Source organism: Rothia sp. HMSC071F11, assembly GCF_001809115.1.
Taxonomy (GTDB): Bacteria; Actinomycetota; Actinomycetes; order Actinomycetales; family Micrococcaceae; genus Rothia; species Rothia dentocariosa.
Map to the genome: position 1 here is coordinate 186,396 of NZ_KV795730.1, position 15,736 is coordinate 202,131.

Consider the following 15,736-nt stretch of genomic DNA (forward strand, 5'->3'; position numbering starts at 1 on the left):
GTCAGGAAAACCCTGAGGAAAAAACACTTTCTTAAACCTTTCCACACGTGACCAAGGATATTCGACCCCGTCCATGGCGAACACAACCTTGCCGTTGAAAAACTCTTCTACACGCGGCACACTCTCCTGCGAGATTTCGAATCCCCACCCAAAAAGAACTTGGTAAAGACCACTACCATGAATCGGACGTACTGTATAACGCGTATCCATCTGTTCAATAATATTTACGCATAGGCTCACGTCCTCGTCATCCATCACGAAGAGATCATCAAAATTCTTGTACAACACAAAGAGTCCCTGGCGCATATCAAACCAGTTAATCAGGCAGGCATCTTCTGAAGCCCAGCGCAGGTTAAAATCATCCGGAATAGCATAGACACTCTCAATACTCTCAACCAGACGGTATGCAAAATCTAGTGTGGTTTTTACCCCGGCACAGTCAACAACAATAACTTTCCATCCTTCTGCTTCCAGATAGGGCAGCATATGGTTTTCCCAGTATCCATCCTCACGGATAAACAAAGGGGCAATGAACTCTACAGTTCCGTTAAGCGTGTAACTCATCTTTTTTCTCTTCGAATTTTTAGTGGAAGATATATAAAGTTTTACTTAGACAAGTCTTCTTTATTATCTCCAACGTAGGACGTACTTTCCGGGTACTCATCAGGATCCATAACCCATGATCCATCCTCATAACGAGGATCCGGAAAACCATTGGGAAAGAATGTTTTTTTAAATTTCTCTGCACCATCCCACGGATATTTAACATCACTCGCAGCAACAACAATATTATCTTCAAAAAATTCTTTCACATGAGGTAGACTCTCTTGTGAAATTTCAACCCCATACCCAAAGAGAACCTGGTATAGACCGTTACCAAATGATGGGCGAACACTATAATATTCATCCATAGTTTCTATAATGTTGACACATGCAGTTAACTTCCTATGATCGAGTACCAGAAGATCCTCAAAGTTTTTATACAAAACAAAGAGCCCTTGACGCATATCCCTGTTCCTGATGAGGCATGCTTCTTCGGAAGCCCAACGCAGATCAAACCCTTCAGGATACGAGTAACCGCTGTCAATACTTTCCACAAGACGATAAGCAAAATCTTGTATAGAAGTCACACCTGCACAATCAACAACAATAACAGCCCAACCTTCTACCTCAAGATAAGGTGCCATATGATTCTGCCAATATCCACTCTCACGGATAAAGAGAGGAGCTTTAAAGAGGCCAGGGTATTTTGATGTATAACTCATCATTTCTCGCTAGTCTATTAGTAGAATAAATTTATGATAATGATCTAAAGTAAGGTAAATACTTCCATTGCCACCTATTAACAGGCGTTCAGTACATCGTGTCATTTCAGGCTCCCCATCAGCCTTGAGAATTACTTTACCATCTTTATCTATTCTGGGTCGTCGAGGCATAAAATCCATTTCAGTGTAGGTTATATTGCCTCCTTTAACATCAGCTGTCGGTAAAATATTTCCTATACCTTCACCCTCCTCTGGAATATTGTCAAAATTCCTACCCTCATTAGCACCAACAATAGGATCACCCTCAACCTTGAGATAACAAACGACACATAACTACTCAACACTTAAACACGACTAATAAGTTTAAAATACAAAAACACTGGCCCCTGCAACAAATCAAAACCGCAGGAACCAGTCGAGATTATCTCCACTAATTTACCTGAAGAGAACTCCACGTGAATAAATATTGTAAAATCTGGCTAAAGAACCAAAAAATGAGAACCCCTGGTATTACTTACTCTCATATTTCCAGCTCTCCAAAACCTCATCCTTATTCTTCACATACACAACTGAGAAGAAGCTATTGCCCGCCCATCGTCGTAATAACCCATAAATTGTTTATCTCTTGGCTATCAGTGTCTTGTTAGCTGTTCCCGCCGGTATAGGTGGTGCTCTCGGGGTACTCATCAGGATCATTAATCCAATCCGTACCATCCTCATACAACGGGTCAGGAAAACCATTCGGAAAGAAAAACTTCTTATACTCCTCCATACTTGACCAAGGATATTCAACCCCATCAGCAGCAATCACCACCCTGTTGACAAAGAACTCTTCCACCCGAGACAAACTCTCTTGCGAAAGTTCGAATCCCCACCCAAATAAAACTTTGTACAGCCCGCTACCATGAATTGGACGAATACTGTAGTACGTATCCATCTCTTCAAGAATATTCACACATGCGCTTATATCATCATCAGCCATAGTAAAAAGCTGCTCAAAATTCTTATACAAAACGAAAAGCCCCTGCCGCATATCCCTATCCCTAATCAAACATGCCTCTTCGGAAGCCCAACGCATATTAAAACCTTCGGGAAAACTGTAGGTAGGGTCGATAGTTTTAACTAACCGCTTGGCGAAGTCCATGTACGATACCACCCCAGCACAATCAATAGTGATGACAGCCCACCCCTCCGATTCTAGATAAGGCAGCATATGGTTCTCCCAGTACCCGTTCTCACGGATAAACAAAGGGGCAATGAATTCCTCAGCAGACCGTACCTGCTTGTAAACCATGGCTATTTTCTCCCTTACTCTACTAATAGAATAAACGTGTGATAATGATCCGGGCTGTAATAGATACTGCCATTACTACCCACTATCAACCGGTCATCACCACGAGTCGTCTCAGGCTTCCCGTTAGGCTTCAACTCAATTTCACCGTTTTCACCAATCTTCGGTTGAGGAGCCATGAAATCCATTTCCGTATACGTAATAGGATTCCCCTCAACGTCGGTAGTGGGTAGGATTTTTCCTTCTCCTTCTCCCTTCCAAGGTTCATTATTAAAGACCCGACCCTCATTAGCGCCAGGGTAATGCGGAGGGGAGCCATCCTTCATAATCTTCTGTACAGCTTGTCCAAGATGTTCAGCAGTATCTTGAGGAATCTGACCCTGATAGTCCTCGCTCTTCACCACACGGTGGTGCTTCAAACCCTCCTCATCAAGCTGCATTGCAGTCTGCAAATCTGGCGCAAATCGCTCCTCGGCGTCTTTCCACAACGCATGCTGAGGACGAGGACCCAGATCTTTTGGAGGTGCCTCGGTAAATTCTCTGCCCTCAAGCTCAGCTTGTCTTTTACGTTCGTTATATTCTTTGAGATCTTTTTTGTATTTTAGCTGTGCTTCACTATACTCTTTATCTTTTACTTTGAAGTCATCATGATCGTAGTAGTCAGTGCGTGGGCGTCCTTTCTTATCCTTCCCCCTCCATTCTTTGCGACGAACACCCTCCAACTTCTCATCCAGACGAGTCTGCACATCACGCATCGAAACCGTCGGCCCTTCAGTGGCACTAGCGCCCCTTGCCGGAGGTAGGTTCTCAATCTTTGGTTCCTCAACAGGTTTCAGCTGCACTTCAGGCTCACGCACACCAGCAGAACCACGAGCCGCCACAGCATCATCAGCCACACCACCAGGCTTAACAGCCTGCATACCAGCAGCACCGGACCCAGTACCCGAAGCAGGCGGAACCTCACCCACCTGCGGAGCCTCCACCGGCTTGAGCGGCACTGAAGACTCCTGGGCTACCCCACGGGTACTATAGGGCAGTGGGGTGTGTGCTCCGGCTTCAGGAGCCGCAACTCGCGGAGCAGCAAAACCATATCCTGTGGTATTCAGGTGCGACCGGTCGAAGAGATTGCCATAACGCCCCTGATAAGAAACTGCCTCTAAACTTTCTTTAGAAGCCGCTTTTTCAGCACCTTCTTGAGCACTCTTGCGGAAAAGCACAGGATATTTGATCGTTATAGCATTTTTACGTAGCATCTCTGTCTGAGCGCGAACACTTACAGCATCGCCTGAAGCTACACTTGGTCTCATCACAGGAAGATGACGGACCTCATAACTTCCCCAGCGAGCGAGCAAATAATCAACAGCAGGCTTAGCAGCAATTTTGAAAATCTTCCCCAAGCCCAATGTGGCCACATCAAACAAAAGACTGGTGAGCCCCTCACGCGTTACTTCACGAGGATCAACATGCCCTGTCTCCCAGCGCTGAAAGACTATGGAAGTATTCATTGAAAGAAACATGCCTCCACCAATGAACCATCCAGCGGGGCCTCCAACTAGAGCAATAAGGCCAGCGAGTCCATAAGTAAGGACAACATCCACCTCGTCAGGATGCGAAGCTATCCATCCAGATGGATCATTCCAAAACTCACGATTAAAATTGTCAAAATCCGCTGCAGCAGATATCCAGTAGCGGATAAATTTATCCTGAACTGTCAGCTCAAACCCAAAGAAATCCCTATACTGACGGATAGCATCAATAGATAATGGTTGTAAACCTGTGGGGTCGTGCAGGTTCACCGGATCACCCGACGCAAACAGATACGACGCACCCATATACCCCGCCCCGACCACAGGCTCCACAGGATCCGGCGACAAAAACCCAGCCGTCACAGGATCATACAAACGCGCACCCATCAACTCACCGCCAACGGTTGCTAACGCACCCTGAGCCGTCAAACCCACATCAGCAGGCAAACCCGGCAACCCATTACCAGCAGCTGCAGTGGTGCTGGCGCCCCAAGTCACCGGGGATGCGGCACCGAAGATATCCGTGCCAAAACCATATGCTCCCGCACCTGTGCCGGTGAGGATACTATCGCGCCCGCCAAACACAGACCCCGCCGAAACCGCCTCGGTAACACCAACACCCACCAACGAAGCAGCATCAGGTACTGTCGTATCCCACACCAGCGGCGAGACAACAGGATCCTGCCTATCCTGCTGACTCCCAACAGCTACCGGCATATTCCGAACCGACGATGCCGCAAACCACACAACCGAGTTACCCGTCAGAGAATCCTCACCACCAGCAGCCACATGACTGCCCAGCAAAGACTCAGGGGTGTGGTTGATACGCTCCACCCGCTCTAAAGAACCCAGAGCATCCCAGCCCCACGTCACAGCAGCACCAGTATGATCAGCCGCCCCCGTACGGAAACCCCGCACATCATAGGAATACTGAACCGACCCCGTACACACCAAAGATGACGTATCTAACCCGGTTAGATCCTCCACCACACCCGCAACAGGTGCAGCGGAAGAACCACCATCCTCTAGTGCCTCATACAGGCGTACCGTCTGTACCCGCTCCCCCGCATAGGAAAACGCACGCACCCGAACCAGGGCACCTTCCTGATGGGTTTCTTCCCTCATAAGCAACCCGACCGGATCATACACCCACGCCACCAACACATCATCCGAGCTCACCGCACGAATCAACCTGCCGGAAGCATCATAGGCGTACTCACACCAGGAACCCTTAACGGTATCTTCCACTCGAGTAATCTTCCCCGCAGGATTCCGGCGTACCCGCACACCCTGCACCATACCCGACGATGAACCACTAGGCTCGTCGGCCTCACCGAGAACTTCCTCAGTGTACCCCATAACGGCTCCGGACGTATCACGCACCCACGAAGAGACACACTCCCCAACCTGAACACGTTCCAAATACCCCAGCGCATCATAAGCAAACTCAGCCACCCCAGGCTTATCACCAGCACTCGATGAGTCCTCTACCCCGATACCGGCAGGGACCTGCTGTGTAGACCTAATACGCCCGCCCGGAGAATACCCATATACGGTAGAACCATACGGAGTAGTACGCTGAACCACATTCCCATCAGCATCATAGGAGTACGCTAGGCTCCACGCACCCGTAGATGCAAACACCTCAGCCGCAGAAGCATCCCCGGCAGCACATACTCGATTACCCGATGCAAAGAACGCCATATCAGAAACCTCATCCCCGAGTTTCGGGGCAGAATCCACCCTCACCAAACGTCCCAAAGCATCTGAGACATAGGTCGTCTGAACATACACATCAGCTTCGGATTCCGCGCCATCCGAGACACCGATAGAAGACCTACCAGCAGCCGTTGTTGCACTCGCGTTAGCAGAACCAACGGTGGTTGTTGCTGTAGCGACCGTAGCAGCTGCAGACCGTTGAGCGCCCAGCCGTGCCAGATTCTCCCCCGCCAGATAATCCTTCACCGTCAGGCACCGACCGGCTCGATCCCGCACCCACGCACACGCCAACCGACCCAAGCGCTCACCTGGCTTAGCCACATGCATACTCGCCACCTCGCCGGCACCATCGTATGCATACGACACCCGCGAACCATCTGGGTTCATGACTTCAGTGCACCGGTGCGCGCCATCATACGCATACTTGGTCACCGCCCCGAATGGGTCCGTCACCGACATCACATTCCCTACCGCATCATAGGCATACGAGGTTGTCGCAAAGCCCTCAGACGTAGCTACCCGACGCGCTAGCAAACGCCCCGCACCGTCATAATCAAAAAAGCATGTTCCACCCACGCCGGAAACAGCTTTAACCACACGCCCACACGCATCATAGGAGAACGACCGGGTGCCCCAAGCAGCATCCACACACCGCACCACACGCCCACACGCATCATAGGCATACCTGCCCACCAGCTTAGTCCCAGCACGACGCTCCAACACACGCCCACACAGATCATACACAAAAGACTCCACTACCACGCCAGCACGAGTCTTCGCCACCAAACGCGAATCCGCATCATACCGGTACTCAGTCATCACCCCATCAGCATCTGTCACTGAGGCAACCCGACCACACGCATCATACGAATACTCCGTCACAGCCCCCGAGGCACTCACCTGCCTGAGTAACCGCCCAGCAGCATCACACACCTCACCCGAAACCTGACCAGCAGCATCAGTACACGTCCGCAACGCATGGGCACCGGGGACCCTCACCAGATTCTCGGTCGGATCCTGCACGCGAACAGGCTCTGAAGTACCCTGATGATGCGCGGCACCCCGATCCCCTTCACCCGAGGAGGCAGTCGTAGTGTTAGTCAAAAACTGATACGCCCACGACGTGACTGCCCCGGACGGGTCAATACTGCTCATCACCCGGCCCAGCGCGTCAAATCCCACCGTCGCGGTGTTCCCAACACCGTCCTGATGCGTGATCTCACCGGCAGCACTATCTCGACTTACCCGTGTGAGCACACCCGTCGGATCGGTATGCTCCACCAAAGTATCAGCAGCGTTATACCTGCTCGCCCACACATTCCCGGCTGGGTCAATCTTTTCTGTAACCCTGCCCATACCATCATGGACAAACTTCGTCACATGCCCCAGCGGATCAGTCTCAGCAACCGTGTATCCCAGCTCGTTGATCTCACGCACGGTACGGGCACCATCAGGTGCCACCTGCGCAACCAGTTCCCCAGCGGCGTTGTACTCAAACCGGCGCACACCCCCAACCGCATCCGTGATACTGGCGACTTTACCCGCAGGAGTATATGTATACACAGTTGCGTTCCCCACCGGGTCAATTACCCGAACAGGACGCGAGGCAGCGTCATACTCCACACGCATAGTTGCCCCCGATGGAGAGATCACCGCCACCGGTCGATCCTGGGCATCATACTCAACCTTGAGCATGTCGCCCACAGCATTAAGCACTCCGGTCAGATTCCCCCGAGCATCGTAGGAAAGCCGCGTCACGACCCCTGTCGGATCTGTCACTGACGACATCTGTCCCGTCGATGTATAGGTATACCGGCTGGTGGCACCATCAGTCGTCACCGCAACCGGCTGACGCGAAAAACCCTCCTCAGCATACTCATATGAAACAACCTTTACCGGAGCATCTTTACGAATCCACTCATCCTTCGAGCCATATGTCCGCTTGTGAACCGGTCGGTCCAAGTCGTCATACTCGGTAATACTCATCGAACCTGTAGAAGCAAGCTCCTTCACCACAAGCCCACGAGTATTCGCAGACCGCACCGTCCGCGACCCTTCAAGATCGGTCACCTGAATCCGGTTCCCAAACGCGTCATAAATAAACCGAGCCGTAGACCCTTCTGCCGACGTAACCGAGACTAAACGCCCTTTACTATCAGACACCCACGTATTCGGATGCAGCGCCCGTTCAGCAGTGTCCGCAGCATCAGAGCCATCAGAGTCAGCCGCTAGAGTGTTCTCATGGGTACCGGTGGTAATCTGCGTAATCCCACCCGGCAAATACGTATAGTCAATCACACGACCATGCTCACTGACCTGCTGGGTAACACGCCCCGGATTATCCGGATCCCCATACACATTAGTCACCTCACGCACGCCACCAGTGCCCGTGACCGTCTGCACCAAACCATCCTCGGTATGCGTATACACGCGCGAGGCAACCACAACGCCGCAAGCCGCAGCAGTACCACCCTTGACAGCACTCTCAGGCTCATCCACGGGATCGGATGTTGTCTGCGAGGCTAGGGCGTAGGTTGTCGCCTCTGCCAGATGTCCCGTCTCACTATAGGCATACTCCACCCGAGATCCAGCCCCAGTAACAGCCACCGCACGCCCAGAAACATCATCATACGAGAGGCGGATAGCCTTACCGAAAGCACCCACCATAGCCCGCACACGAGAGGAAGAACCACCATTGGAAGCATCCTCATAGATAGCGGCAACCGCAGAACCAGGTTCCGAACCCCAAGAGCCCAGCCAGGCACCGCCCCGCGTATAGTAATGGTACTGCCCGGCATTATTCGACACCGCATAAAACTCACCGCCAGAGACCACTTGGTCAGAATGCTCAGCGGCCAAAGAAATCACAGCAGCAAACCCAGCACGCGCAGCCTGCGCACGCACATCACCGTTAGCCTCATCATGAGCAGCACCATTCTCAGAGTCAGAAGCCTGAGACGCAGACGAATCCGCTGGGTTCACCGTATATCGATGCAGCCACCACGCCTCCCCAGCAGCCCGAGTAAACCCAGCCCCAGCACGAGCAAAGAAGACCTGCCGCCCATCAACATCAGCCCACACCACACCAGAAGCCGTAAACCCCAAATGCGTATCCACTGTAGAAGACCACCCAGGCCCAAACGCGCCTACCGGAGCCGTATACCCCTCATGCGTAGACGCCGCCCCAGCAGCAGCGATACTGTTATACATCCGCACCAACGACACAGACCCGACAGAAAGATCCCGCTCTTCCTCAATGAAATTCCCCGTCGCCACATTCACCGGATCATTCGCATAGCCACTCGTAGGCATAGTTCCATAAATTGAAACGTCAGGAATTACAAGGTTTTTACGCCCAGGGTTAAGACCATTATCGTTTAAGAAAGCCGTAAGCGTCGCATCCGCAATAACATACTGCCCATTACTACCAGCAATCCGAAATGCATAAGCAACAGCATCAATCCAGGCTGCATCGTGGTTATTATCATTAATCCACTCAACAGTTGCTTTTAAAAGACCGGTAATATCAAGAACACCCCACTTACATGAGCTTAAATACCGCTCATACGCTGTATTAATAGAGGTGAAGTAATAGGTCATGTCTTCATAGACAACTTGCGAGAGAAACTTTGCATATCTCTCCAAAGCTTCAGGCACAGCGGACGAGACACCGCCAGAAGAGGCAAGGCTGTCAGCATATTTCTCGCTATCAGAACGAGAAAGAGACGAAACAAATTCGGAGGAACCACCTTCAGGCGCTTTGCACATTCCCCGTTCTAGGTCATAAGTATCGATTCTAACGTTAGGTTCCTCAGAAGGAACATATGCTGGACCATTCAGAAAATTCCTTTTGATCTGCTTGGATACAGACAATCCAGATAACACATTAAACAGATTATTTTCGTTGAGTTTTCTGTTATACTCTTCTTCTGCTTCTCGGGCTTTCCTACGGTTATCTTGTTCTATTTCAGCATTCCGGGAAATCTGCCTCACTGCATGAGCTGCTCGACGGCACGCATCCTCTAGTCGATGCGCATCATCTATGCACTGTTTGTAGTTCTGTACGAAGAGGTTTGCGTACCGCCCCCGAAATTCCTCGGCCGCCCGTATACCTTCTAAACGAATTCTTCCGTGGTACTCCTGAAGTTTGGAGGCAGCGCTGTCAAATGTATTTGCAAGCGCGGCAGCATCAGTAAAACTGTACTCAATGGGCTGGGTGTTAGAGTGAAAAAGGATAGAAGGCATGGCTTCGTAGGTCTCTCCGGAAGTTAGGTATAGCTAGAGTTACTCTTCATCTTACAAGGGTTCTTGAAAATAATCTGTACTTTCGGTAGAGAGTTATAAAAATGTTCAAAAATTTTTGTACTACGATTTCATATTCTTGAAGTCCTCCTTCTCTGGAGTTCAAAACCCTATATGCCATATGTGCATGCACATAGAAGAGCGGCCCTTCGGTCATGGTGACCGGAGAGCCGCTCGATGGGTGAAGCTATGTTTTAGGGTCAGCGCAGCAGCCAACCATAGGTGCGTCTATTTCGTGCTTGCCACGCGAGCCGCCTCTTCGACTGCCACCCACGAGAGCATCGCACATTTGACGCGGGCCATAAACTTTGAAACCCCGGAAAATGCCGCCATATCGCCGTATTCTTCCTCATCCAGAGTAATCTGACCGCGCGAGCGCAACATCTCGCGGAACGCATCTACATGGTTCTGCAGCTCCCCCACGGTCATACCCGGTGCCATCTCGGAGAGCACCGATGCCGCCGCCATCGAAATGGAACAGCCGTCGCCTTCCCACGAGACCGATTCGACAACCTTTTCACCGTTTTTCTGCTCATCAGATAGCACGAGGCGCAGGTTGATTTCGTCTCCGCAGGTGGGGTTGTACTGGTGGTTGTCGGCGCTGGCGTGCCCGGCGGGTACCTCCACCAGATGTTCGCCGGTGCGCTGCTTTGAGTGTTCCAGAATAATGTCTTGGTAGAGCGATTCTAGCGACATGAATTATCCAATCCTGTGTATATGAGTAACGGCTTCTTTACAGCCCGAAGTAGGGGCGCACCTCGGCGAGCGCGGCAAGGAACGCATCTATGTCTTCGGTGGTGTTGTAGAGGTATGCGGAGGCGCGGGTCGAGGCCGTCAGTCCGGCGCCGCGGTGCAGCGGCTGGGCGCAGTGGTGACCTACGCGCACGGCGATACCTTTCGTATCGAGCAGCTGCCCAGCGTCATGCGGGTGTACCCCGTCGATGCCGAGGGAGACGAGCCCGGCGCGTTTGTTCGGGTCGGTGGGTCCTAGCAGGCGCACGCCCTCGATGTTCTGCACTCCGGCCACGAGCCTCGCGCCGAGTTCTTGTTCCCAGGCGTGTACGTTGTCCATGCCGAGGTGCTGCAGGTAGCGTACTGCCTCAGCAAAGGCAACTGCTTGGGAGACGCGCTGGGTTCCCGCCTCAAATTTGATGGGGGCGGGCATATAGTCGGCGTCTTGGAGTTCGACGCGGGTGATCATGGAGCCGCCGGTGAGGAATGGGGGCAGGGCGTCGAGGAGTTCGGTGCGGCCGTAGAGTGCGCCGATGCCGGTGGGGGCAAGCATTTTGTGCCCGGAGAATGCGGCGAAATCGACACCGAGTGCGGGGAAGTCTACTGGCATGTGGGGTACGGATTGGCAGGCGTCCAGGACAGTGAGGGCACCGACTTTTTGGGCGAGTGCGACGAAGCGCGGCACATCCGCAATGGCGCCGGTGACATTGGAGACGTGGCTGAAAGCGAGGATGCGGGTTTTCTCGGTGACGAGTTTGGCTGCGGCTTCGTAGTCGATCTGTCCGTCGTCGGTGGCGGGGATGTGTTTGAGGGTTGCGCCGGTGCGTTGGGCTAGGATCTGCCAGGGTATGAGGTTGGCGTGGTGTTCGATTTCAGTGGTGAGAATTTCGTCGCCGGGTTTCAGGGCAAAACGTTGGGCTTTTTCACCGCCGAGTCCTTGGGAGGCGTTGCCTATTGAGTAGGCGACAAGGTTGAGCGCTTCTGTAGCGTTGGAAGTCCAGACGATGTTTTCGTCGCGGGCTCCTACGAAGGCGGCAACGGTGGTGCGGGCTTGCTCGAAGAGTTCGGTGGCTTCGACGGCAAGGGTGTGCGCGCCGCGGTGTACCGCAGAGTTGGCGTGCAGGTAGAAGTTGCGTTCAGCATCAAGAACTTGGAGTGGTTTTTGGCTGGTGGCGCCGGAATCGAGGTAAACGAGCGGGTTGCCATTGACGACGGTGTTGAGAATAGGGAAGTCTGCGCGCAACGCTCGCACGGTGTCATCGTTGAGCGGCGTGTTGGCGGGGACTGAGTATTCTGCCACGGTTGTTCCTTTTCTCTTGACCGGTTTCAGGCACGCCGCATGGCGTCGAGACCCCTGCTGCTGGCACGTTAGGTCGGGGCTGTACGCCCGGGCTTAGTGTCTGTGGGGCTATAACGTCATGCTTTTCTAGCTTATTCCTTGGCGCGGGCAAAACCTAGTTAGGTGTGTGCAACAGCCTAGGAAATCTGCCTAACCATAGCTACGGGCGTAACGGGGCGTCATGTTTGCTGCTAGGCGCACCCGACAGATGTAGAGGCACCGAATTATGCGGTTTGTCGAGTGCCCGTGCCCTGCGCATATTTAGGATGCGCTGTGAAAGCGCTGCTGCGCCGCCGTCAGCCCGTCGGTGATAAGCATGGCGACCGCGTCAACGGAGTTGTCGATCAGGAACGGCAGATCTTTGACTTCGGCTGCCGTGAAGGGTTTGAGCACGTAGTCGGCGGTGTTCATGCGCCCGGGTGGACGACCAATGCCAGCGCGCACACGGTAATAGTCTTTGGTGCCCAGCGCCTTGGTAATATCGCGCAGGCCGTTATGACCGCCTTCTCCCCCACCGATTTTGAGTTTGATGGTATCGAAGGGAATATCAAGCTCGTCGTGCACCACGATTATGTGATCGGGGTCGATGCCGTAGAATTTTGCGACCGCAGATACGGGCCCGCCCGAGGTATTCATGTATCCGAGGGATTTCATGAGTACGACCTTGGGACCGCCCATGCCTAAGCGGCCTTCGACAACTACGGCGGATGCTTTGGAATGCTTCTTAAAGGTGCTGCCCATTTCACGGGCGATTTTATCGAGCACCATCTGCCCGATGTTATGGCGGGTTTTCGCGTATTGCGGTCCGGGGTTGCCCAGGCCTACGATGAGCCACGCATCAGACATGTTCTCGTGTACCTTCCTGCGGGTTATAGGGTGAGAAATAAAAAAATGCTCGGTAGAGATTACTCGGTAAACCGGATAAAACTATGGGCGGATTAGGCGGTTACTGGTCGGCTATCTCGCATCTGAGCCAAACGGTAAAGATGGGTGTACGCCGTAAGTTGGCGGGAAATATGGAAGCGGCTCGCACCCGCCAGAAGCAGATACGAGCCGTACCGTTGCCGAAAAACCTCTAAAACAGGTTCCGGCGTAAACGTTGATGCGCCGCGCGCTCCTTCGTCTACCTAACCTTAGTCGACGAACAACAGGTCGATGTGCTGCAGTTCGGGGCGGATCGGGTGACGCTGAATATCCTGCACGCGAGTCTTGAACTGCTCACCATCAACCTCGATCACCAGAACAACGTCCTTGTTACGAACAGCCATAGTGGTCGCGTGGCCGGGGAGGATCACGTGCTTAGGCTCTTTACCATTGCCGTAGATAACGGCGGGGATATCACCAACAGCGCGGATGCGGCGTGCATAGCCCTTACCGAAATCGGTGCGGGGCTCGGCAGTAATTTTAATTTCAGACATGGTAATCTCCATTCTTTAATCATGGGTAATGCGCCAAGAGAATAATGGCGCAAATCATGGGATTCCATGCGCCACCTCGTCGATAACGGCAGAACCTGCCCTCGCCTTGGCTAACACTATATTCTTACAGATTTTCCAGATACGAGCAAGGATAGTTTTTCCTAGGTCCAGGCTCGCACCCCAGCACCAAGTACTGCTGAGGGTCCCCAGATGCTCGGCGAGCGCATCGCGGTGATCGCAAGGTCGTCTGAAAACTTAAAATATATTAACAAACCGCCCTCGCCCCCATACATCATCAAGATGTGACTTGACTGCGTTTTCCGTTTTGCAAAATTACATATTTGGAATTTCGAGAATGCTTTCATTTTTAGCGCTTGAATCGAAACAGAAAAAATACTACCCTGTTTTCAAATGACGTTGAATAAACGACTTAAAACCCAATAAAAACAACTAAAACCCAATAAAGACAACTTAAGGAGACAGCATCATGGCAAAAGATTTGAATGTGTTCGATAAAGAGTACGGTCTTTTGATTAACGGCGCGTGGACGAGCCCCGGCACGCTTTTGGATTCCTACAATCCCGCCAACGGTGAAACACTGGCAAAATTTACCGACGCGTCCGACGCCGATGTCGATGCCGCCGTCGCCGCCGCGCAGGAAGCGTTCAAAACATGGCGCAAGACCACCACAACCGAACGCGCCGCCATACTCAACAAAATCGCCGATGTGATTGACGAAAACTTGGAATTGTTCGCCTTGCAGGAAACGCTGGACAACGGCAAACCCATCCGCGAAACCCGCGCCGCAGACATCCCGCTGGCTTCCGACCATTTCCGTTATTTCGCCAGCGTCATCCGCGGCGAAGAAGGCACCGCAACCCAACTTGACTCCGAAGACCTGTCCATCGTACTGCGCGAACCTATCGGCGTCGTCGGTCAGATTATTCCGTGGAACTTCCCCTTCCTGATGGCGGCTTGGAAAATCGCACCCGCACTTGCCGCAGGCTGCACCATCGTCATTCACCCGTCCTCCAGCACTTCGCTGAGCCTGTTGTCGCTCGCCCAAAAAATTAACCACCTACTGCCTAAAGGCGTGCTGAACATCATCACCGGACGCGGTTCGAAATCCGGCGAATACATGCTGCACCACAAAGGCTTCAACAAACTCGCCTTCACCGGCTCAACCGAAATCGGCCGCCGCATCGGCATCGCTGCCGCCGAAATGCTCATTCCCTCTACCTTGGAGCTGGGCGGCAAATCCGCCAACATCTTCTTTGACGACATGCCGTTCGACAAAGCCCTCGAAGGCGCACAAAAAGGCATTTTGTTCAACCAAGGCCAAGTGTGCTCCGCCGGTTCGCGCATCTTCGTACAAGAAGGCATTTACGACAAATTCGTCAACGCCTTGGCGGAAGAGTTCAAAAAAATCAAAGTCGGACTGCCTTGGGAAGACGATACCCAAATGGGTTCGCAAGTCAACGCCGGCCAGCTTGAAACCATTTTGAAATATGTCAAAATCGGTGAGCAGGAAGGCTGCCGCATTATCACCGGCGGCAAAAAACTCGAAGGCGAATTGGGCAAAGGCGAATTTGTCGAGCCGACCTTGATCGAGGCTGACAACAACAACGCCCGCGTTGCCCAAGAAGAAATCTTCGGACCGGTTGCTACCGTGATTAAATTCAAAACCGAAGAAGAAGTCGTCAAAATGGCCAACGACAGCGAATACGGCTTGGGCGGCGCAGTTTGGAGCAAAGACATCAACCGCTGCCTGCGCGTCTCCAACGCGCTGGAAACCGGTCGTGTCTGGGTGAACTGCTACAACCGTCTGCCCGCAGGCGCACCGTTCGGCGGCTACAAAACTTCAGGCATCGGCCGCGAAACCCACAAGATGATGCTCGCCGCCTACACGCAGGTGAAAAACATCTACATTTCCACCCGCGAAGAGCGCGAAGGGTTATATTAATTGCCTGCTGAACGTTGATTGACGTAGAGAAAAGGCTGTCTGAAAATCCGGAGTCGGGTTGAACTGCCCCTCTCCATTCTTAGACACTCATAAAAACCTCTTCAGGTGCTCTGCATAAGCTGGGTTCTGTACGCAACAGAACCCAGCTTTTTCAATTTCAAGCTGCGTCGCTCCCGCAATC

At 52.5% G+C, this 15,736-nt stretch carries 9 protein-coding genes; 1 reads left to right on the top strand and 8 read right to left on the bottom strand.

Features of this window, described 5'->3' with window-relative positions:
* From HMPREF2554_RS01805 to HMPREF2554_RS01840, 8 genes are all read right to left on the bottom strand, one after another.
* Positions 1–564: hypothetical protein (locus tag HMPREF2554_RS01805; protein ID WP_070553730.1), on the bottom strand; the 564-nt coding region annotated here is incomplete at its 3' end.
* A 41-nt stretch (positions 565–605) separates the two neighbouring features.
* Entirely contained in the window at positions 606–1,268 is a 663-nt protein-coding gene (locus HMPREF2554_RS01810) for a hypothetical protein (protein WP_070553732.1), read from the bottom strand.
* 640 nt (positions 1,269–1,908) lie between these two features.
* Entirely contained in the window at positions 1,909–2,559 is a 651-nt protein-coding gene (locus HMPREF2554_RS01815; RefSeq protein WP_070553734.1) for a hypothetical protein, read from the bottom strand.
* A 14-nt stretch (positions 2,560–2,573) separates the two neighbouring features.
* Positions 2,574–9,401, bottom strand: coding sequence for a DUF6531 domain-containing protein (locus HMPREF2554_RS01820; protein ID WP_210396000.1), 6,828 nt, complete (start codon positions 9,399–9,401; stop codon positions 2,574–2,576).
* Between the two features lie 930 nt (positions 9,402–10,331).
* The gene (gene sufU, locus HMPREF2554_RS01825; RefSeq protein WP_013398644.1) at positions 10,332–10,799 is read right to left on the bottom strand and encodes a Fe-S cluster assembly sulfur transfer protein SufU; all 468 of its coding nucleotides are present in this window, start codon (positions 10,797–10,799) and stop codon (positions 10,332–10,334) included.
* A gap of 37 nt (positions 10,800–10,836) precedes the next feature.
* Positions 10,837–12,135 (bottom strand): aminotransferase class V-fold PLP-dependent enzyme, encoded by a 1,299-nt coding sequence (locus HMPREF2554_RS01830; protein WP_013398643.1) that lies wholly within the window; start codon positions 12,133–12,135, stop codon positions 10,837–10,839.
* A gap of 300 nt (positions 12,136–12,435) precedes the next feature.
* Entirely contained in the window at positions 12,436–13,020 is a 585-nt protein-coding gene (pth, locus tag HMPREF2554_RS01835) for an aminoacyl-tRNA hydrolase (protein ID WP_013398642.1), read from the bottom strand.
* Between the two features lie 287 nt (positions 13,021–13,307).
* Positions 13,308–13,592 (bottom strand): 50S ribosomal protein L25, encoded by a 285-nt coding sequence (locus HMPREF2554_RS01840; RefSeq protein ID WP_041321708.1) that lies wholly within the window; start codon positions 13,590–13,592, stop codon positions 13,308–13,310.
* Between the two features lie 487 nt (positions 13,593–14,079).
* Here HMPREF2554_RS01840 and HMPREF2554_RS01845 point away from each other — a divergent pair, with 487 nt between their 5' ends.
* Positions 14,080–15,555: an aldehyde dehydrogenase family protein gene (locus HMPREF2554_RS01845; protein ID WP_013398638.1), complete on the top strand. Its 1,476-nt coding sequence runs from the start codon at positions 14,080–14,082 to the stop codon at positions 15,553–15,555.
* The last annotated feature ends 181 nt before the right edge of the window (positions 15,556–15,736 follow it).

Excerpts from the sequence above, each read along its gene's own strand:
- HMPREF2554_RS01840 (WP_041321708.1), bottom strand. The coding sequence starts at position 13,592 with ATGTCTGAAATTAAAATTACTGCCGAGCCCCGCACCGATTTCGGTAAG.
- HMPREF2554_RS01815 (WP_070553734.1), bottom strand. The coding sequence starts at position 2,559 with ATGGTTTACAAGCAGGTACGGTCTGCTGAGGAATTCATTGCCCCTTTG.
- sufU (WP_013398644.1), bottom strand. The coding sequence starts at position 10,799 with ATGTCGCTAGAATCGCTCTACCAAGACATTATTCTGGAACACTCAAAG.
- pth (WP_013398642.1), bottom strand. The coding sequence starts at position 13,020 with ATGTCTGATGCGTGGCTCATCGTAGGCCTGGGCAACCCCGGACCGCAA.
- HMPREF2554_RS01820 (WP_210396000.1), bottom strand. The coding sequence starts at position 9,401 with ATGACCTATTACTTCACCTCTATTAATACAGCGTATGAGCGGTATTTA.
- HMPREF2554_RS01810 (WP_070553732.1), bottom strand. The coding sequence starts at position 1,268 with ATGATGAGTTATACATCAAAATACCCTGGCCTCTTTAAAGCTCCTCTC.
- HMPREF2554_RS01845 (WP_013398638.1), top strand. The coding sequence starts at position 14,080 with ATGGCAAAAGATTTGAATGTGTTCGATAAAGAGTACGGTCTTTTGATT.